This window comes from Arenibacter hampyeongensis (assembly GCF_002909255.1).
Classification (GTDB): domain Bacteria; phylum Bacteroidota; class Bacteroidia; order Flavobacteriales; family Flavobacteriaceae; genus Arenibacter; species Arenibacter hampyeongensis.
The window spans coordinates 73,141-93,041 of the sequence record NZ_PIOB01000012.1; the positions used below are offsets into that span (position 1 = coordinate 73,141).

Here is a 19,901-nt window from a genome sequence, read left to right on the forward strand (position 1 = left end):
AATTATGGGCTGTTATTATCGTTATCAAATGTTTTTAAAACTAATCAGAATTGCATTGTAATCATATATATCGGCATAAATTTGATAATCAATCAAGCGAATTTTTAAAATTTAGCTTCCGGAAACATATTTTGCTAAATCGTTCTTTTCATATTTTGTGGAATAGTTCTTAGTTTCAGTATTGCCATTAAAATTATTTTTGTACGAAGAAATGCTGTTAGCTAAATCTTTAGCCATAGCTTGTGTGTAACTTTTTTTATAGTCTATACTTAAAGCATTATTTAGCTGCTTTGTTGCATTTTCAAAATCCTCTAATAATAGATAGGTCTGGTGAAGGTTCATTGAAATTCCCCAAATTACTTTTTCATAATTTTTATCCGTGCTGGGATATCTTTCAAGAATTGATTCCCAATATGTTACGAAAGGGGTAATTTCACTTTTGTTTGCGCGCAAATTTTTTAGACTGCTACATTTAGAAAGAGAGATATCTATAAAAGACTCAAGTTTCGCTTTTGATTCTTTAGAAATTTCCTTGTCATTTTTATCTTTTATGAAATAGAATTGAGTGTAAATCTTTTTCAAAGAGTTGTCATAGGTTTCTTTGATTGATGGTATTAGTTTTTTTTCTAAATACGAATCACCTAGGCTTTCATCCAGGAATTTTTCAATAGTATACTGGGTAATAACGGGTAAATCACTGTGGGGTAAAGTAACCAGGTATTTATCTTTGTCTTCTACACTAAAATCAATGATATACGGTTGTGGTTTACCTGCGGCAACTGATTTAATGGGGATTGGGCGTTCCCATATATGAGTAACCTCTCCTTTTACCAAGACAGCTATTCTAATTTGAGCTTTTTCCTTGGGCAGAATTTCTAACCTATATGAATCAGGCGTTGCTAGGCCATAGGCTCCTCTTACGTCTAGATCTTCACGAGAAATTCCACTTATGGCAAAAAACAAATCTGGCGTATCCTCTTCAGCTGCTTTTGAGAAATCTTCTAAAATAAGTTTTTGTTTTAATTCCGCATTAGTGAAGTTCAGGACTTCACCACTTCCCAAGGCTATTTCTGCGTCATAAGCATTTACGTTTTCAGGTTTTACAAGGCCCGCATATGAGGGTGTATTTAAGATAAAAGATTGATTTTTAAGGCTTTGGGAAAAACCGATATTTGTAATTGTTATAATTAAAGTGGTAAAAAAAAGTTTAATCTTCATGTTATGTTACTATTTTGGTAGGTTACTATTTGCTGCCCGTATTTAGGACTTTGTCGTAGTTATCAGCATATTCTATAAGAACTTTTTGGTCCTTTATGATATTAGCTCTTAGTTTTTTACGCCTTTCATTATCTCTTATTCCGTGCTGTGCATAGCTGCCTGCACCACCTTTGTCGATTAATCCTTTTGCTTTCTCATAATTGTCAAGGGCAGCATCAAATTCTTCGATAAGACTATAAAGCGACCCTAAATTACCAGAAATAAAGGCCTTGTAAGTGTCGTGGTTTTTATAGTCACTATTATTCATTTCACTTTCAAAATCTGTAATTAGTGATTTAATTTCTATATTTCTTATTTCTCTTGATTCAAATCCCTCATCTATATCAGTTAATGCTCTAATTCTTTTTTCTAGTTCATCAACTTTTTCTGGATCAGTTAATTTTTTAGTTTTATTCATTTTAAAAAACGGAACATCATCCTTAAAATAGCCCATGTCTATTTTTCGCACGAATCTGTGGTAGGTGTTAAAAAAGTGGGATAAAACTTTATTATTAGCATCAACAGTCATGCCCTCATATAGGTTTATAGCCTGTTGGTCAAACTTGGACGGACTTAAATCTGAATATATTTCAGAAACGATATCATCGTAGAATATTGAATCTTGGTAGATAATTTTTTCATTATGACTGACGTTAATGTATGCCTTTGCCTTTGCGTTAATGTTGTAAATTGTGTCAACCTCAGATTGTTCATGGCTTAATATAATATCAGAGCTGTTTAGTGAAAACTGAACAGTATTGGGGTTAGAACCATTTTCATTTACTTCAACAAAAGAACTTAACTTTCCTAAACGTACCGTATAATCATTACTGTATTCAACCAGTTTAGGGTTTAATGCCTGTATATTTACTAGTTCATTTCGACTATCGTATGCTTTAATGCCTTGCGTCTTTACGCTATAGTTTACTTGATAAAAGAAAACACCAAAGGGCATAGGCATAGACGGATACTCAAAATTGAAATGTTCATCATAAAAACCTGCTACTTTTTGAGCATTTAGAGCAAAAGAAGAGATAAACAAAAAAATGAATATGACTAAGAATTTTGTATTTATCGACATTAAGTTAATCTTAAAATTATTATTTTGAATGTATTTCATGGGTCTGAAATGATTGCCGTAAACATAGCTGCCATTATTGGTAGGTGTTATTTGGTCTGCTATTTCCAAGCCAGCTTCCTTTAGGCTAATTTCCATTTTAGGATTGTTCATTTGGGTAATTGTTTGGTTCATGTTTTGGTTAAGGTTTAGGATTCAAGATAGTCATTAACTAACAACTTAAAACTCTTGGAAACCAGAATTTACGATGAACAAAAGATGCTGCAATTGACTTATTTTATAAAGTACCCGGATACCTTCCATTGGTCACCATCCTTCATTTGGGTAACGGTCTCTATACTTTCATTTTTATTTTCAAAGGAGGTTTTAAATTGAATTACGATATACTCCCCATCAGGTGCTCCTGGCAGTGTTGTATGATATTCCGAAGAAATTAAGTCCCTACTGATCACTTCTCCCAAGGGAGGCACAATTCCACTTAACTGTTGTGTCCATTGTTCTTTTGAAACCGCCTTTTGAAAAAGGGAAGCTGCATTATCCCAACTTTGGGAATAATTATTGTCATAGATCAATACCAGCCAGTCTTTGGTATCAGCGATTACTTCCTGTTTTATGTCATTTGAAACTATGGTCTCGGTTTGGACACTATCAATTTTTTCATTTTTCGGATTGGACTTACAGGATAATAACCCTATAAAAACTAAAAAGACTAGGTATTTGTACATTGTTTTTTTCATGAATATATTATTTTTTTGTGGGCTAACAATTCAACAGCTCAAGATTTAAATTATGGATTGATGAAAATTTTCTTTAATGACCTAATAATAATACGGTTGTTCAGTAAATTAAACATTTATAAATTTAATAATGCTAATCTAAGAGTGGAGTCGAAATAGGGTTGGTTTATAGTCCCAAGTCTAAAGTTTCTATTTTGTTGGCTTGCAGTTGGCAGTGGACGGGAGGAGGTTCAAGGTTAAAAATTCAAAGTTCAGGGAAAGATTGGGGGTCTGTCCTGCTTCCAGCCAGGATTGAAATCCCAGGTAGGCAACAGCAATTCTAACTTTAATTACATAATGGTAAACCTACCCAGTCCGCAGAATCTTTTCCATTTTTCTACCTTTCGCCAATTCATCCACCAACTTGTCCAAATACCTTACCTGCTGCGTTAAGGTATTTTCAATTTCCTCTATCCTATAACCACAGATTACGCCAGTTATTAGATGGGCATTGGGGTTTAATGTTGCCCTCTCAAAGAATGTTTCAAATGTAACCTTCTCAGCTATGAGTTCTTTTAACTTATTTTCATCAAAGCCGGTTAGCCACAATATCACTTGACACAATTCTTCCTGCGATCTGCCTTTCTTCTCCACCTTAGTGATATAATGTGGAAATACTGACGAGAATGTCATTTTAGCTATTCGCTCATTGTGATCGGGTGTTGTTTTCATGACTGGTACTTTGGTGTTGGTGCAGTTGTTTTAATTGGAATCAGCTGATGGCGTACGAATTAATTCAATTTGCTCATCCAGAACCTCGAGCATTACAAGGTCCCTATATTTTAATCCATCTATTCTTGGAAGCAAAAGTTCCAATATTGTCGGGTTTTGAAAATGTTCGGCTTTGGTGGCAGGATCAGGCATATAAATAAGTCCCTTATAAGTGGTTTTATTAAATTGAAGTGATACATCAAAAAAGTAAAAATTTTCTGGAGGAATGAATACAGACCAATTTACATTCTCAAGGAAGTATTTTGGTTTTTTTATTTTAAAAATAAACGGCGCAATGTCTAAATTGATGGTGCCTAGAAAGTATTGATTTAGGTCCAAGCCTTTTTTTAAGAAAAATTTGCTTTGGGCTTTTAAGGTTCCTTTGGGATAACGAGGGTCCTTTGCCTTCCCGGAGGCAACCCCATGACCTTGGCATACAATGGCATTAACTTTCATGGTGCTTTACTATTATTGATTTCTTTAAAATGCTTCTACTAAGTAATAACTTTAATATCGGGCATCAAAAAATAAAACCTATTCCAATACATTAATTTTTTTTACTGTATTTATTTGTTGGAATGAGCCACAATTGTTCCTTTCGCTGGCGCGAGCATCTTGCTCGTGCCTTTCTATTGTGTTACATTGCCATCAGGGATGCCGATCTAAAACATATGCCGGAGGGCGTATTAAAACTATATTAAGCCAACTACCGTTACGCTAAAGATATAGAGAAAAAATAATCGTACTATATTTTATGAGTTACCCCATTTATTCTGAGCAAACGACTGTTATGGCACGAGCGAGACCCTCGCGCCAGCGGGGGTGCCTACCTATCGGCCTACAGACAGGCCTGCCTTCCGGCCAGGCAGGCCTGCAAAATCGGTAGAAAGGTATCTTGCTCGTGCTGTCCTTTTAAGGAACAGTTGGGAATTTGTTAGATGCCTAGAACCAAGAATCTAGATTCTATTGCCGGTTCGAGGGAAATGGTAATTGCCATTTTGTATCGAGAACTGGTCATGTGTAGTTAGTATACTTCTCGATACAATTTTATTTCGTTGCTCTCCATAAAATCACTCGAAGTGACGGCCTGGCGGGCCTGTCTGCCGATAGGCAGGCTCGAAGTGACGGGTAGGCGATAGCCATTTGGTATCGAGAACGGGGCTAGCGTTAAAAGTCAATAGCCAAAAGATGGTACCCGGACAAACCAGTCCAGTTTCATGACGCTTGTAGTTAATTGTTCTTGGTTCCAATCAAAATAACAACGTATAAACCTATAACCTTATTGGCAATCTCGTAATCCTTTTTCCGGTAGCCATAAAAATAGCATTGCAAAGTGCCGGTATAAAGGGTGGAACAGGGGGTTCCCCAACTCCTGTTGGTTTTTCTTCATTTTCAACAAAATGAACCGCTGTATTGATGGGTGCATCTGTCATACGGGCAACAAGATAGTTGTTGAAATTGTCCTCCGTAACAGCCCCATTTTTCACATTTATCTCACTTTTTAAGGCCAAACTGGCGCCAAAGGCAGCACCTCCCTCGAATTGGGCACGTATCCTATCCGGATTAACTGGTACTCCACAATCGATAGCAAAATGGACCATTGGAATTTTAATATTGTTGTTGTCATCTACCTCAACCTCTACAACGCAGGCTACATAAGTTAGAAAGCTTCGATGTGCGGCAAACCCCATCCCTTTGCCTTTTGGTAGGCTTTTGCCCCATTCTGATTTTTCTTTTACCAATTGTACCACCTGTTTAAAGCGATGGGTGTCACATGGGTAGTCTTCCAATTTAACATTATAATTATTGAACCCTTCTACTAGGGCAGTAAAATCGATTTTCCGATCGCTACCCAATAGATCCAGCATATTGTCTATGGGGTCCATCTCTCTGGCTTGGGCCACTTGATCCACAATGGAACCAATAGCAAACCCATGGTTGATATTGTGGACAGATCTAAGCCACCCAATCCTGATCTGCGCTATTGCATCCAGCGATTCACAGGATACGTTTTCGATTTCGAAGGGCATATCCAAAACTCCCATACATAATTCGTCCGATGAAGGCCCTTTGGCTTCGGCGCTGGCCGTACCTGAAATGGATGGAAAAGCCGTACGGTGCACCCAGGAAGTGACCTTATTGTTTTTGTCGATACCGACTTTTATATGTTGTGCGCAATTGGAATGGTAAAAATCGTGCTGAATATCGTCTTCCCTGGTCCATAACAATTTTATGGGAGTATTCATTTCTTTTGAGATCAGGGCTGCTTCCACAACAAAATCGGGTTTGGATTTACGGCCAAAGGCACTTCCCAAAAGGGTAACGTTAATCGTAACTTGAGATTCCTCTATACCCAAGGCAGCGGCGACAGCCTGCCGTACCCATTGTGGCGATTGTACCGGTGCCCATATTTCACAAGTTCCATCTGCATTATGGCGCGCAACGGCACAAGGGGTTTCCATAGGGGAATGAGCCAAGTGTGGCACCAAAAAATCGGACTCTATGACCTTTGTCGCCTCTTTTAAAGCTTTGGTCGCCGAACCCAGTTGTCTTTTTATCTGCCCTTCTTTCTGTACGGATCGTTGCATTTGCTGCATAAAGGCGTTGGAGTCATAGGACGCATTAATCCCCTTATCCCATACCACTTCCACGGCATTCCTTGCCTTTATTGCCGTCCAGGTATTGTTGGCGACTACTACTATACCGCCCAATGGGGCGTTATAGCCCATAGGAAAGGCGGTTGGCTCCATTTTATAAACCTTTGAGACACCTTCGATTGCAGTGGCCATATCGCTGTTGAAAGATTTCATTCCTGCACCTGCCTCCGGATTTCTTTTAATGACCGCCACCTTGAGATCAGGGATCTGTACATCCAGGCCATAGACAGCCTTTCCCGTTACAATATCCTCCAGGTCATAGATTACCGTTTCCTTGGAAATGAATTTAAAATCCCTTGAGTCCTTTAAGGTAATTTCATTTTCAGATGGAATGGGCAAAGCACCGGCCTTTTCAGCCAAATACCCGTATCCCAAACTTTTTCCAGAATTATGGACTATTTCATGATTTACCGCCTTACATTCAGAAATATCAACTTGCCATTCTTGGGCCGCTGCCTGCATCAACATTAATTTCACTGTAGCGCCCGCTACCCTTAAAGGTTGATAAAACATTCTCACACTATAGGAGCCGTCAGTATTTTGATCGCCATATTTCACATCCCCAATAGCCTGTATTATTTTTACTTTGGTCCAATCGGCTTCCATTTCATCGGCCATGACCAAGGGTAAGCTTGTTCTAATGCCAGTACCCATTTCCGAACGGTGGGCAATGAGTTGCACTTCCCCGGTTCCCAAAATCGTGATATATACGTTGGGAGCAAAGACAGCGTCTTCCCGACCCGTTAAAAAGGCATTTTTATCTTGCTTGCACCCCAAAGGAATGCCAAGGATCAAACCAGTGCTACCCAAAGCCCCGATTTTTACGAAATCTCTTCTACTTACTTTAAACAGTTTATTGTTGGAAGGGTTTGGTTTCATATTACACTTTGTTTGTAGCAGCGTTTTTAATGGCACTTCTAATTCGGATATAGGTTCCACATCGGCAAATATTGCCGGACATTGCCTGTTCTATGTCAGCGTCTGACGGATTCCCGTTTTGTTCCAACAATGCTATGGCCGACATGATTTGGCCGCTTTGGCAAAATCCACATTGGGGAACGTTCTCAGCGATCCATGCTTTTTGTACAGGATGAAGTCCATCTTTTCCGACCCCTTCAATAGTGGTAATAGCTTTATCATTGATTGCGGAAATTGGTAGGCTGCACGACCTAACTGCTGTACCGTCCATATGGACCGTACAAGATCCACAAATGGCTATTCCACAACCATACTTGGTCCCGGTCAGCCCCAATTGATCGCGAAGCGCCCACAACAAAGGGGTGTCGGGAGCACATTCAATAGATACCTTTTGATCATTGATGTTTAAGGTGAATTTTTCCATGGGCAATATCATTATTTATTTAATAATCATATGGCGACATGAAATTGGATAGACTTTTAAAGCTTTATGTATGCTACTAAAAGATTGATTTAAAATAGTTTTGCCCCATATGAAGTATCAAGATAATAAATAAATCGATTGCTCTAACCGCAATGCACAATATATTCGCCAGACCCCCATTGCTGTCTCAAACTTACTTGTCCGATGCATACATCTTGGTATCCCATTTTTTATGGAAAAGCAGGGATGAAAGTTCAAGGCTTCAATTTAGTTGGCAGTTGCAGTAGCCGGTAGTGGGTTCAAGGTTGACGGATATAGACTTCCAGTAGGTTGGAAGTGGTAATACCACAACCTGCTGGAATAGGAATATAGTTCGGTTTTTGGTTTTCAATTCAGTAAACTGTTCAGTTTCCCTCTTTATTTCACCTTCTTGATGACGTAATTATAAATTGGTTTTAAAAGTCGAGTTATCATAAAAAAGGCAATTCCAATGGTAATGTTATATTCTCTAAAAATATTATTGGGGTATACGTTTGTCAGAGAGATTATTAAAATGATCAAAGCGAGAATCCAAACTACTCCTAAGATAATTAAGCTCGCTTTTTTCAAATAAAAAACTATATCAGAATTCTTAATACAATTGTACAACTGTTCGTTCCGTATTTAAGGGCAACAATTGGGTAAATCTACAACTTCCTTTATTTCTTATATATACCTAATATGATAATTATAAATTCTATTTCAATGCTGGTCCTTTAGCTCAGAATACACCTTTTTCATCACCTCGGTTTTACCTTTATCCTCTGCTATGGCATATGTGGTAAACATCATTACTCCGGTCGACTTCCCAGCTAGTCCGCCGCGCAACACCGTTTCAAAGGCTTCGTTGGTAACAATACCGGGTTCATTATAGGCTTGGACAATGGGCCAAATCTTGGGGTAGGCACCATCTTCAGTATCTATTTTTTTGCTAAACCATTCAATGTTCTCCTCTACCCAGTTGGGGGCTCTGCCCATTCTTTGGTGGTAGACCATAGGGGAAAATACATCCACGGTTTTCTTCAAAAGATCGTAATCCAAACCCAGGATACGTCCCCTTGCGCCGCTATATTCTTCGTCGTCCCAAGGGCAATGATAAAGGCCAAGAAGGGCATTGGGTTTAATTTCGGACATAATGCCCTTAATATTTGAAGTCCAATCGAAAATAACCTCGCAACGCCATTTTCGCCAAGCCGAATCATGGGTTTTAAGGATATATTCCGCCCTTTCCGAGGTACTGGCCTCCGGCAAACGGATATTGTAATCCTTTGAAAAACTATTTAGACAATGCCTGCAAAAACAAGTTTCTGGCAATATGGGTTCCGGATCTTCAAATTGGGCATGCCAATGTACATAATCCATCCAAATTCCATCTAGGTCATATTCCAAAAGTAAGTCCCGAAGTTGATCAAATCGGTACTTTCTAAAACCGGGTTCGGTAGGGCAAACGCCCATAAACCAGGTAGCCGATTCAACTCTTTCACCTTTTTCATTTATGGCCCAGGCCTCTGGATGGGTATCCACATAACCTTTACCGTTCAAAGTGGCGAATTCGGCATAAACCTTGGCCCCCTCGGACCTAGCCCTGTTGATCATGTCTTCGGTGATAGATCCACTGTGGACAAAGATGGCATTTACCCCAAGGTCGTTAAGTTTATACCCCTTATCCCATAGGGGTTTGGGATTCCCATAAACACCCCGGATCTCGACCGAGTCAGCAGAGTCCTGTCCGCACGAATTAAAACCAAGAACTGTAAAAACCAATAGGTATAGATAATGGAATTTTAGGTTTCTATTCATCTTCAATTAATTAAAGTCTGCTATTATTACTTATTTGACAGTGCCAATATTTTTTCCCAAATACTTTCACTAACTGGCATTCCCTCCTTAAAATTCTCGGCGGCGGTGTGGGCGCTCCGTTCACCGGGATAGTAAATTTTGTCTCCTGCTTTCATAGGTTCCACGTCATGTGTATAGCCTATAATTTCGTCTATGAGTTTGTCCTGTAATTCCTTGTCGTGGAATACCTCGGGATCAATGCACAGAAACACCTGTGAAATACCCGTTTCAAATTTCTTTAAACCAATTTTATAGGTAGAATTTCCGGCTGCCAAAAGGGTAGCCAGCATATCCAGAACAATGGACAGTGCAGAGCCTTTCCAATAGCCGACAGGTAGGCCACGTTCTTTTTTTAGAATTTTTTCAGGGTCGTTGGAGAGTTGGTCATTTTCGTCCCAACCCCCAGGGAAAGGCAGCTTTTTACCTCGCAGTTTATAGTCGTTGATCTTTCCGAAGGCAAATTGGGAAAGGGCCATATCCAATACAATATGCCCTTGCTTTCTGGGTATGGAAACAATAAATGGGTTATTGCCAATTCGGCTATCCTTAGCTCCCCATGGTGGCATATTGGGTTGTGTATTCGTAAATAGAATGGAAATGCAACCGGCATCTGCGGCCAATTTTCCGTAGGTACCACCGCGCATCCAGTGGTTATTGTTACGCAAAGCCACCAATCCCATTCCGTGGTTTTTGGCCAATTCTACAGCTCTCTTGATACACTTGGTGGCATTGATAATGCCTGGGCCATAATTGCCGTCCCATCGTTCTATACTTCCAAAAGATTCCACTTTTTCTGCTTCCGCATCAATTTTAACGGAACCGTTTTCAACATACTCCAAAAAAAGGGGAACGCGATTAATTCCATGTGAATTTACACCGGCCAAGGTACTTTCAGTATAGGTTTTGGCCAATAAGCTGGCCTTATCTGAGGTGAATTTATATTTTACAAAAAGATTGTAAAGGACATCCTGCATCAATTGGGACGATATTTGCATTGTATTGTTCATGAAAATTGGTTATTGGCCTGCTATGAATTCTGTTGTTGATTTTTAACCTGTGTCATTACCACCTTGGAACCCTTCCCGATTAAATGTACGAAAACTTTTTATTGGAATTAATTCCCCACACAGTGATTTAGGGACAGCTTTTTGTAAACAATGTTGTATGAAGTCAAATATATGGAAGCATGTACAATCAAGAACTAAACAAGGAATAATAATGAACAATAGCTTAACTGTGGCATTCAACTATTTGCTAGTAAAATTTTACAACCGCTTGTAAAATTTTCAATATAAACTGCTGGTCAAAAAGATCTTAATACATGGTATTTGGGTTGGTAGCCTTCTTTGGGATCTGTTGTATGGCATCCCAGTGTTCACAGATTTTTCCATTTTCATCAAACCTAAAAAAATCCATGGTCACATATTGGTCATTATCCGGCCAAATTTGATGGGTGTGCAATGCCACCAAATCCCATTCTCCAATACAGCGAACAAATTCTATGGATTTATTTGGATACTCCTTTTGCATCCTTTCAAAGTAGTCTATAAAACCCTGGGTTCCATCTACAACATGTGGATTGTGTTGAATGTATTCTTTGCCCACATATTTTTCTATGGCAATTTCAGGGTTGCCTTCAAATGCCATCCTGTAAAAGGCTATGGCATTGTTCTTGTTTTTTTCTAAGTCCATAAGATTCTTTTAAAGATATAATGATAGATTCATAAATATCTGTAAATAATTGGGTATTCATTACACTAAGATTGAAAGGTACACCTACCAGATCTAGTTGGTTGTGGATAATTTTGCTTTGCTACTATTGTTAAAAGGAATAGTAAGCTGCCACTTTTTACCCTTTGAGGTAACACCAACGGTTATTTCCTGCTCATTTTCCGATTTTATTCTTGCCTTTATTTTAGGCATTTCCTCTTCAGATGGCCAAAGTAACCACACGAAAGTGGCATCTGTTTTTATCTCGGTAGTATATGAACTGGTAATATTGGGCCCATAGATATTGTATTCAGGACTATACCAGCCTTGGATTTCAGGATTTTCCTGACCTTTGATAAATTTTGGATTAAACTTTTGCCTACCTAGAGGGATAATTGCGAGGTTTCCCTTTTCATTACTGGTCTTCACAATCGATCTTTCTTTTTCCACCGTATTATCAGGATGCCAATGCCAAAGGGCTTCAATGGTGCGTCGTCTGTCCGTTGCAACCCTGTCTACCACCACCCAAAATTGGTTACGAACATAGAAAATGGCCCTGGTATGTTTCGCCTTTCCGGCTATATCCAGAAATTGCTCAAAGGAATTGGAAGCATAATCAAAACCTTCTGTTATTTTAAAGTGACTATCCGCCAAGGGTTCTTGGGCATGTGTAGGGCCATTTGTTTGTCCTTTACCATCAATTAAAATCAAGTTATGTCCCGCACTGCCCTTTGCATAAGGGCGGAATTTTTCAGCAACTTCCCCGGTGTAGGCAAACCTTCCCGAATCTACCAAAAAATCCTTTCCATAGGCCGAAACGGAAAGGTGCAGTTTGTCATTGTGTTGATGGCCACTGCCCCAGGGTCCCATATCAAAAAACGACCAATGCGCTTCACTATCAAACCCACTTCTTGAAACAAAATGTCCTGCCCATGGATAGAAATAGGAGGGGCCATCCACAGGTTTGTTGCCAGATTGGCCATTGGTTGCAATATACTCCCAATCCGGATGATGATACTTTTTAGCTCCTTTTAAGATGATGTTACGGTCACTACCCCTGTCACCGTCATTGTTCATTAATCGAAAGCCACTTGGCCTCACCATATGGGAAATATAGCCGTACATTGCCTCTATGGTGCCATTGTAGAAGTCGGGCAAAGTCTTGTTGGCTTTGTTACAGATATCTTTGAAAAGTTCAAAATTATTTAATGAAACGTTATGGTAATGCGAGCTTAGTTCGGTTTGTACCCCATCCGGATATACCTGATCTTTCATGCTTTCAACCATAGAATCAATGGCATAGTCCAGCCATTCTTCGGAGTTTTTATATTCCGGGAAATAGGCGGCCACAGTGGCCAAGGCCGAAATTTCCATGGTCAGCCAATTATTGCTACTATGAAAATTTCTATTGTAATGGGCATGATCGGGCAAACTGCTGAGCATTAGTAAGTGTGTAGCAGGGGAAATATTATCGCTGTCCAATAGGCCGTAAAAGATTTTGGTCCAAACTTTGGCGCGGGCCGCAACCTCCAATCCCCGCCATACCGAGGTGCCGCTTTTAACTGCAGGGTAAGGCATACTCTTAATTATAAAATCCCTTAAGAATAAGTCCATATATTGGGCATATTTGGGGTTACCGGTTTCCAAATAGGTATTGAATATTTGGCTTAACTGACTATGCCTATTGGAAAGCCAGGCCCATTCCTTATCATTATTGGGGCCTTTGTAGTACCAGTCGCGATGCCCATCTACGAGATAGGGCACTTTTCCCCGTACATTTTGTATCACAAAAACATTGGTTAGGATGGTATCGGATGTGGCTACTTCCCGTGCGGTTTTTGTGGGTATAACTGTACGTAATTCGGAAGTCATGGCTTTATTTTTATAATAGACCAGTAGTTCGTTGCATGCCTCTAGGATATTGCCATTGCTATGGGCCAATTTTACTTTTTCCAGGCCCGAGTAATCTAAATTGAATTGATTCAGCATATTTTCCATGGTCTCGGGGTAGGAGCGAATAAGGTCCTCTGTAGAGGTTATGCCTGTCCAATTTTGCTGTGCAGTAAGCTGTTTAGTGATACAAAAAAATAGGATAATCAGTGATAATGGTTTGATGATTCTCAGCATGCTTTTATTTTTGAATAAATCTGTTCAGGTTAATTAACCTGCCGGGATCTGCTTGGGTACTCCAGATAACTATTTTTCCCTCACTGTCTACCTGCAAACCTACGGCGGCATTAAAATCGACCCCATTCTTACAATTAAAGGTTTTGGAGTCCACTTTTTCCATGATGGGTTCAAAGGACCCAAGTTTGCTAACAAGGATTAAATCGGCCTGCCCAACAAGATTTTTTTTATGAAAACCGATGGCATAAATAGCTGATCCGTCCTTGATAAGGTTTATGGATTGGTAGCTCCCCCAGTCATTTGGTACGGTAAAACTATAAAAGAAATGATGTTCCCCTTTTTCAGGATCAATTTGGTAGAAGTCCCAGTTTCTGGAGTCCCAATTAGCTACTACCGTCCAATAATTATTATCAAGGGCCAATAGTCCCGTTGCTCCCGCAGTTTTCTGTTTGGGCTCGCCTTTCCGGACTATAGTGACACCGGGTTGGGCCTTGGTCAAACCATTATTTCTGTAATTGTAGATGCAGACCTTGGAAGTGGTTTTAAGGGTATTGTCTTCAATGCCAACAATCATATACGGTTCACTTACTTGAATCCCCCCGGCGTGCCGGAAAGGATCGGTCATCAGTGTAATTAGTTTATCCGTTTTTCGTTTTTTTAGGTTTATTTCTAAAGTGTAGGCAGTGGTAAGCGAACTTCCAGAGACAAGAAGCTTTTCCCTCCCTTTTTTTTCAATAAGTTGAATCCCTTGAAAATGGCCACTTTCACTTGGGACTTTTAAGTTATTGTTGATAAGGATTACTTCTGGCTCGGAATTTAAGGCTTTAAAGGCGGCGGGCACATTTGCTACATTTTGGCCAAACCCCAAACTAGAGGTTAAGTATAAAATGAACATGAGAAGGGATGTTGGTTTTTTTGTCTGACCCATGGAGTTCATATTTTAATTATAGTTGACAACATAAGGTTTATAGAAATCACTGCCAAATTCATATGCAGTACTGATGGATTTATAACTTTTGACATATCCAAAGGCATTCTTCCACTTTTGTATTGTAAATATGGTATATTTTTATTGTTTAAACGATTAAATACATATATTGAAATCAACTTTTTTAGTTTTCTCCAAAAAATTAAAATTATGCCTAAAAAAATCGATTGCCAATTTACTTTCATAGGAGTAGTTGTAATGTTCTTATTGTATCCGCTTTCCAGTTTTTCCCAAACCGATTATTCGGTGCTGGATTATTGGAACTATTATTCCGACGCAGCAAATCAACTTTACAAGCAACAAAGTGAAATTTCGTTTGAAATTCTTGCCAAAAGAAAAGAATCCATTTCAAAGCTAAAAACAAAAACAGATTGGGAGGGGAGACAACAATTGGTCAAAGAAAAGCTTCAGGAGTCCATAGGGGATTTTCCAGCAAAAACACCTTTGAACCCTGTAATTACGCAAAGGATTAAAAAGGATGGGTATAGCATAGATAAATTGTATTTCGAATCCATGCCGGGGGTAAAGGTAACAGCTGCTTTTTTTATCCCAAATGGGAAAAGGAAGAACCTGCCAACCATTATTTATTGCAGTGGGCATAGCGATTTGGCATTTAGAAGTGACATCTACCAACATGTTATTCTCAATCTGGTAAAAAAGGGTTTTGCAGTCTTTGCTTTTGACCCTTACGGACAAGGTGAAAGATTACAGTATTTTGATCAAAACCTGGGCAAGTCGCGCTTTAGTCCAACACGCGAGCATTCCTATCCCGGGGCGCAGCTTTTTATTAATGGAGCTTCAACGGCCAAGTATATGATATGGGATGGCATAAGGGCAGTAGATTATTTACTTACACGCAAGGAAGTGGATTCCAAACGTATTGGTATTACCGGAAGGTCCGGTGGTGGTACACAGACTGCTCAAATCGCTGCTTTGGATGAGCGTATTATGGCTTCAGCCCCGGAATGTTATATTACCACCATGGAATATCAATTAAAATCAGGAGGGCCACAGGATGCAGAGCAGAATTTACCCAGTGGTATTCAACTTGGTTTGGACCATGCAGATCTTCTGGAGGTAAGGGTTCCCAAACCAACTTTGATGATAACCACAACTAGGGATATGTTTAGTATTCAGGGAGCACGTGATACCTATCAGGAAGCACAATTGGCATACAAAGCTTTTGGTAAAGAAGAAAATATAATGATGGTAGAGGACAATGCGGGGCATCAATCTACCATGAAGAATAGGGAAGCCATGTATGCTTTTTTTCAAAAACATTTGGATAACCCCGGAAATTCAAAGGATGAGGAAGTAGTTGTTTTTCCAGTGGAAGAATTATATGTTACCGAAACCGGTCAACTTTCAACATCGGTTGGGAGCAAATTTTTGTTTGATGTAAATAGCGCTTCGACCGCGAAAAATATGGAAATACTGGAGGAAGGTAGACGGAATATGGACCAACATTTAACGGGTTTAAAACAAAAAGTTCAAGCCATTTCGGGCTACTCCGATCGTGTCAGGCACGGAAAATTAATTTTTTCCGGACAAACAGAATTTGAAACATATATTCTCAATAAATATCTGATAGTGGAAGAAGGGAATAAGATAATTCCGTTTGTAACCTTTGTACCCAAAAAACCAGTGTTTGGTACTGCACTTTATTTGGATAATATGGATGATAAGGAGTCGGATATAGCATATGCCATTCCCATACAATTGGCCAAAAAAGGTGTTACTGTAATTGTCCCTGATATGCCTGGCCATGGTGAATTGGGGCCGGGATATTTAAAGGGGGATGCCTATTTTGAAAACACCTCGTACAATCAATGGTTTGCCGGCATTTTGAACGGGAAAAGCACGGTTGCCATTCATGTGGAGGCAATAACAACACTGCTTGAAGTATGCAAGTCGGATTTGAAATTGGACGATAAAGAATTTATGGGAATATCCAAAGGGCCCTTTAATTCCAGTCTATTGCACGCGGCCGTTTCAGGGGTGGAATTTTCTAAGATGTTGCTTCTGGATCCCATGCTTTCATTCGAATCCATTGTTTCCGAAAAGGACTATGACCCTTCCCTTATACCTTTTACCGTTGCCGGTGCTTTACCGCATTATGACCTACAAGACTTGTCGGCAGCATTTGCCCCAAATAAATTAATGCTGGTTCAGGAGGCGGATGGCCAAGCCAAGGATTCTAGCTACATGCAGTCCTATGATTTTGTGAAGGAGCATTATAAATCCCTGAACAAGGCCAATAACTTTTCTGTTGAAAAAATGAATTTTCATGAGGGAGCAATGGATTCCTTGGATAAATTTATTTCCAACCGTTAATGGTTTACCCATAAAATAATCAATAGTAACATGAAAATAAATATATTTCCTGCTCTAATAATTTTGGGTATAGTAGCCTGTAAAGATTCTCATCCCGTTAAACAGATTTCTGCAGAGGACGATCTTCTATTTGCCAAAGCAGGGGAGAATGCCATTTTGGCCAATGAGGGTTTTATTAGGAGTGAAAAATTTGTTCATGGCTGGTTGGAGATGGCTGATCCCGAATCGGGTCTAATTCCAAGAAACCTTGAAGCTGATACGGACATTTGGAATGCAAAGGATGCCGCAGCGGATAATTATCCGTTTATGGTACTCACCTCTTTTTTTGCAGATGAGGATTTATTTGATGGGACAATGTTGGATATGTTGTATGCTGAAAAAAAACTCACTTCAAGGGTGAATACTCTTCCCGATACCTATTCTTTTTCTAAAAAGGATTTTCAAAATGAAAAATTGGATATGTCAGAAATTATTTTTGGGACTTCGGAATATATTAAGGATGGCTTGCTGCCCCTTACGGAGTGGCTAGGGAAAAGTCCATGGTCGGAAAGAATGATGGAGATGCTGTACGACTTGAAGAATGAAGTAAATGTTGCCGATGGGATATCCAGGGATGGCTCCAATGCAACGCGGGAGGAAGTGAATGGTGAATTGCTACAGATTCTTTCACGAGTATATTGGATGACCGGAGATGAAAAGTTCTTGGACTGGGCCGTATCCATTGGCGATTATTATTTGCTGGGAGACCACCACCCCACAAAGGACTTGGATTACCTTAGGCTGCGAGACCATGGGTGTGAGTTAATATCAGGCTTATGTGAATTGTATGTGTCTACAAGCTTTGCCAGGCCAAATAAAAGGGAAGCATATAGAAAACCATTACATGAGATGATGGACAGGATTTTGGAAGTTGGTAGAAATGGTGATGGATTGTTTTATGATGCGATAAATCCCCAAACAGGAGAAGTTGTACAGGAACGCCCTGCTGATAATTGGGGTTATACCCTTAACGGATTTTATGCTGTTTATATGTTGGATAAGGATCCTACATATAAGGAAGCCATATTGAAGATATATTCCAATTTAAACAAATACACCAACTATGATTGGGAGAAGGGTAGTGCCGATGGGTATGCGGATGCCATTGAAGGCGCCCTAAATTTGTATAATCGGATTCCGGATGCCTCCGTTGCCAAATGGATGGACAGTGAAATAAAAGTGATGTGGGCCATGCAGCAGGAAAATGGGATAATAGAGGGCTGGCATGGGGATGGCAATTTTGCCAGGACTACCATTATGTATAATTTATGGAAAAGCAAGGGTTTGTATGTAAAGCCTTGGAGAGATGACCTGTTACTTGGAGCGGAGCATAAAGGAGACTCATTATTGATATCAATTAAATCTGAACTACCTTGGAAAGGAAAACTATTTTTTGATAAGCCTAGGCACAAGGCGAATATGAAGTTGCCTATGGATTGGGCCAGAATCAATCAATTTCCTGAGTGGTTTACGGCCGATAAGGATCGGGAATATACGCTGCTGGATTATGACCAGTCCAAATCCATTAAATTTCAGGGTAAGCAACTTATAGATGGTATTGACATTGAAATAAAGGATAACAAAAGAATGGTGGTGTATTAGTTGCTTAAATTCACCTATATAAAAATCTAAATTGTAATTTATGATTCAGCACACTGTAGCCCTAAAGTTGAAATACGCTAAAGGCTCCCCTGAAGAAAAAGAATTTCTCTCCGCGGCGGCCAAATTGGCCTTTATACCTGGAGTCCAAAATTTTCAATCCTTGCGACAAATAAGTAAGAAGAACGATTTTGATTTTGGTTTGTCAATGGAATTTGACAACATGGTGGCCTATGAGGGGTATAATACACATCCGGACCACACCAGGTTTGTTACAACTTATTGGGCCAAGTACGTAGAGAAATTTTTGGAATTGGATTACGAGTCTATTCTCTAATATTTGGCATCCTTAGGCCAATTTAGTTCCTTGGTAAATGAAGTCTATGTCTGATTTTGAAGTCGCGGGTCTTTGGATTTAATAGTGACCGGCCTATTTTCCATTACTTCGGAAATTCGCTCCAAAGTCTCAATTTCAAGTCGATGCATAGCCTCTTCCGTATAAAAAGTTAAATGCGGCAAGAGTATTACATTGTCCATTGCAAAAAGCTTTTTTAAAGGATGATCAAATTTATTTAAGGGCTCCATGCTGTACACATCAAGACCGGCCCCAGCGATCTGATTTTTTTCCAAGGCATCCAAAAGGGCCATTTCATCAATCAAAGCCCCTCTGGCGGAATTAATAATAATAGCGGTTTTCTTCATTGCCGAAAACTCCTTTGCACCAATAAGGTGTTTGGTTTCATTATTTAAAACAGCATGAAGGGAGATAAAATCGCATTCTTTGATCATTTCCAAGAGATTGTCATATTTTTCAATCCCGTGTTTCGCTAAATCCTCTTTGGACTTGCTGGGGTCGTATCCTATGACCCTCGCCCTAAACCCCAGACCTGCCATTCTGGCCATACTGCTTCCAATTTTGCCACAGCCAATTATGCCCAGCGTTTTTTCGGCAATATCCAATCCCAACCATTCTTGACTTGGCCATACCCATGCTTTGTTGTGCATTTGTTTTTGTAAAATGGGCAATTTTTTAGCTAAGGCGATGAGCATGGAAAATGCACCTTCCGCAACGGTCTCTTCTGCATATTCTGGAATATTTACCACCACAATACCGCGTTCATTGGCAGCAGGGATATCTATGGCATCTATTCCTACGCCGTATTTAACTATTGCCTTGAGGTTTTTTGTAGAATCGATGATTTGCCTGGTAATAGGGGTGTAGCACATTAAGAGTATATCACAATCCACTATTTCTTTGGCCAGCACCTCTTGGGATACTCCATCGGGGAGTAGCACTAAATTATGTCCTTGTTCTTTAAGTGTTTTGTCTACGAGTGGAGTTTCCAGCTCCATATCAGTCCTTACAATTTTCATATTTACGGTATAATCGGCAGTGGTTGTTATT

General features: G+C 39.6%; 16 protein-coding genes. 3 read left to right on the top strand and 13 right to left on the bottom strand.

Going from position 1 to position 19,901, the window contains the following annotated elements:
• Positions 1 to 111: 111 nt before the first annotated feature.
• The 12 genes from CWD91_RS20485 to CWD91_RS20540 all read right to left on the bottom strand — a co-directional run bounded on the left by CWD91_RS20485 (position 112) and on the right by CWD91_RS20540 (position 14,464).
• A complete protein-coding gene (locus tag CWD91_RS20485) occupies positions 112 to 1,218 on the bottom strand; it encodes a hypothetical protein (RefSeq protein WP_103442845.1) in 1,107 nt (368 codons plus the stop codon).
• 25 nt (positions 1,219 to 1,243) lie between these two features.
• Positions 1,244 to 2,488 carry a hypothetical protein gene (locus tag CWD91_RS20490; protein WP_157943856.1) on the bottom strand — a complete coding sequence of 415 codons (1,245 nt, stop codon included), beginning with the start codon at positions 2,486 to 2,488 and terminating at the stop codon, positions 1,244 to 1,246.
• Positions 2,489 to 2,607: 119 nt separating this feature from the next.
• Positions 2,608 to 3,072 carry a DUF4019 domain-containing protein gene (locus tag CWD91_RS20495; RefSeq protein WP_205164673.1) on the bottom strand — a complete coding sequence of 155 codons (465 nt, stop codon included), beginning with the start codon at positions 3,070 to 3,072 and terminating at the stop codon, positions 2,608 to 2,610.
• A gap of 345 nt (positions 3,073 to 3,417) precedes the next feature.
• Positions 3,418 to 3,783, bottom strand: coding sequence for a DUF2200 domain-containing protein (locus tag CWD91_RS20500; RefSeq protein WP_103442847.1), 366 nt, complete (start codon positions 3,781 to 3,783; stop codon positions 3,418 to 3,420).
• Between the two features lie 30 nt (positions 3,784 to 3,813).
• Positions 3,814 to 4,278, bottom strand: a complete 465-nt coding sequence (locus CWD91_RS20505) for a hypothetical protein (RefSeq protein ID WP_103442848.1) — start codon at positions 4,276 to 4,278, stop codon at positions 3,814 to 3,816.
• 815 nt (positions 4,279 to 5,093) lie between these two features.
• Positions 5,094 to 7,358 (bottom strand): xanthine dehydrogenase family protein molybdopterin-binding subunit, encoded by a 2,265-nt coding sequence (locus tag CWD91_RS20510; RefSeq protein ID WP_103442849.1) that lies wholly within the window; start codon positions 7,356 to 7,358, stop codon positions 5,094 to 5,096.
• A 1-nt stretch (position 7,359) separates the two neighbouring features.
• Positions 7,360 to 7,821 carry a (2Fe-2S)-binding protein gene (locus CWD91_RS20515; protein ID WP_103442872.1) on the bottom strand — a complete coding sequence of 154 codons (462 nt, stop codon included), beginning with the start codon at positions 7,819 to 7,821 and terminating at the stop codon, positions 7,360 to 7,362.
• 741 nt (positions 7,822 to 8,562) lie between these two features.
• Positions 8,563 to 9,660, bottom strand: coding sequence for a hypothetical protein (locus tag CWD91_RS20520; protein ID WP_103442850.1), 1,098 nt, complete (start codon positions 9,658 to 9,660; stop codon positions 8,563 to 8,565).
• A gap of 26 nt (positions 9,661 to 9,686) precedes the next feature.
• A complete protein-coding gene (gene yiaK / locus CWD91_RS20525; RefSeq protein WP_205164674.1) occupies positions 9,687 to 10,706 on the bottom strand; it encodes a 3-dehydro-L-gulonate 2-dehydrogenase in 1,020 nt (339 codons plus the stop codon).
• A 307-nt stretch (positions 10,707 to 11,013) separates the two neighbouring features.
• The gene (locus CWD91_RS20530) at positions 11,014 to 11,391 is read right to left on the bottom strand and encodes a nuclear transport factor 2 family protein (RefSeq protein WP_103442851.1); all 378 of its coding nucleotides are present in this window, start codon (positions 11,389 to 11,391) and stop codon (positions 11,014 to 11,016) included.
• A 93-nt stretch (positions 11,392 to 11,484) separates the two neighbouring features.
• Entirely contained in the window at positions 11,485 to 13,536 is a 2,052-nt protein-coding gene (locus tag CWD91_RS20535; RefSeq protein WP_103442852.1) for a heparinase II/III family protein, read from the bottom strand.
• Between the two features lie 4 nt (positions 13,537 to 13,540).
• Entirely contained in the window at positions 13,541 to 14,464 is a 924-nt protein-coding gene (locus tag CWD91_RS20540) for a hypothetical protein (RefSeq protein WP_157943857.1), read from the bottom strand.
• A gap of 210 nt (positions 14,465 to 14,674) precedes the next feature.
• Here CWD91_RS20540 and CWD91_RS20550 point away from each other — a divergent pair, with 210 nt between their 5' ends.
• Genes CWD91_RS20550 through CWD91_RS20560 form a run of 3 tightly spaced genes read left to right on the top strand, consistent with a single transcriptional unit; the run spans position 14,675 to position 18,833 of the window.
• On the top strand, positions 14,675 to 16,858 hold the full coding sequence (locus tag CWD91_RS20550; RefSeq protein ID WP_103442855.1) for an alpha/beta hydrolase family protein: 2,184 nt from the start codon (positions 14,675 to 14,677) through the stop codon (positions 16,856 to 16,858).
• A gap of 30 nt (positions 16,859 to 16,888) precedes the next feature.
• On the top strand, positions 16,889 to 18,499 hold the full coding sequence (locus tag CWD91_RS20555) for a hypothetical protein (protein ID WP_205164675.1): 1,611 nt from the start codon (positions 16,889 to 16,891) through the stop codon (positions 18,497 to 18,499).
• Between the two features lie 40 nt (positions 18,500 to 18,539).
• Positions 18,540 to 18,833, top strand: coding sequence for a Dabb family protein (locus CWD91_RS20560; protein ID WP_103442856.1), 294 nt, complete (start codon positions 18,540 to 18,542; stop codon positions 18,831 to 18,833).
• Positions 18,834 to 18,877: 44 nt separating this feature from the next.
• Here CWD91_RS20560 and CWD91_RS20565 read toward each other — a convergent pair whose 3' ends face one another.
• Complete coding sequence (locus CWD91_RS20565; RefSeq protein ID WP_103442857.1) at positions 18,878 to 19,870, bottom strand: 2-hydroxyacid dehydrogenase; 993 nt, start codon at positions 19,868 to 19,870, stop codon at positions 18,878 to 18,880.
• Positions 19,871 to 19,901 lie beyond the last annotated feature (31 nt).

Coding starts and splice junctions, on each gene's coding strand:
- CWD91_RS20485 (WP_103442845.1), bottom strand. CDS start 1,218: ATGAAGATTAAACTTTTTTTTACCACTTTAATTATAACAATTACAAAT.
- CWD91_RS20490 (WP_157943856.1), bottom strand. CDS start 2,488: ATGAACAATCCTAAAATGGAAATTAGCCTAAAGGAAGCTGGCTTGGAA.
- CWD91_RS20495 (WP_205164673.1), bottom strand. CDS start 3,072: ATGAAAAAAACAATGTACAAATACCTAGTCTTTTTAGTTTTTATAGGG.
- CWD91_RS20500 (WP_103442847.1), bottom strand. CDS start 3,783: ATGAAAACAACACCCGATCACAATGAGCGAATAGCTAAAATGACATTC.
- CWD91_RS20505 (WP_103442848.1), bottom strand. CDS start 4,278: ATGAAAGTTAATGCCATTGTATGCCAAGGTCATGGGGTTGCCTCCGGG.
- CWD91_RS20510 (WP_103442849.1), bottom strand. CDS start 7,358: ATGAAACCAAACCCTTCCAACAATAAACTGTTTAAAGTAAGTAGAAGA.
- CWD91_RS20515 (WP_103442872.1), bottom strand. CDS start 7,821: ATGGAAAAATTCACCTTAAACATCAATGATCAAAAGGTATCTATTGAA.
- CWD91_RS20520 (WP_103442850.1), bottom strand. CDS start 9,660: ATGAATAGAAACCTAAAATTCCATTATCTATACCTATTGGTTTTTACA.
- yiaK (WP_205164674.1), bottom strand. CDS start 10,706: ATGAACAATACAATGCAAATATCGTCCCAATTGATGCAGGATGTCCTT.
- CWD91_RS20530 (WP_103442851.1), bottom strand. CDS start 11,391: ATGGACTTAGAAAAAAACAAGAACAATGCCATAGCCTTTTACAGGATG.
- CWD91_RS20535 (WP_103442852.1), bottom strand. CDS start 13,536: ATGCTGAGAATCATCAAACCATTATCACTGATTATCCTATTTTTTTGT.
- CWD91_RS20540 (WP_157943857.1), bottom strand. CDS start 14,464: ATGGGTCAGACAAAAAAACCAACATCCCTTCTCATGTTCATTTTATAC.
- CWD91_RS20550 (WP_103442855.1), top strand. CDS start 14,675: ATGCCTAAAAAAATCGATTGCCAATTTACTTTCATAGGAGTAGTTGTA.
- CWD91_RS20555 (WP_205164675.1), top strand. CDS start 16,889: ATGAAAATAAATATATTTCCTGCTCTAATAATTTTGGGTATAGTAGCC.
- CWD91_RS20560 (WP_103442856.1), top strand. CDS start 18,540: ATGATTCAGCACACTGTAGCCCTAAAGTTGAAATACGCTAAAGGCTCC.
- CWD91_RS20565 (WP_103442857.1), bottom strand. CDS start 19,870: ATGAAAATTGTAAGGACTGATATGGAGCTGGAAACTCCACTCGTAGAC.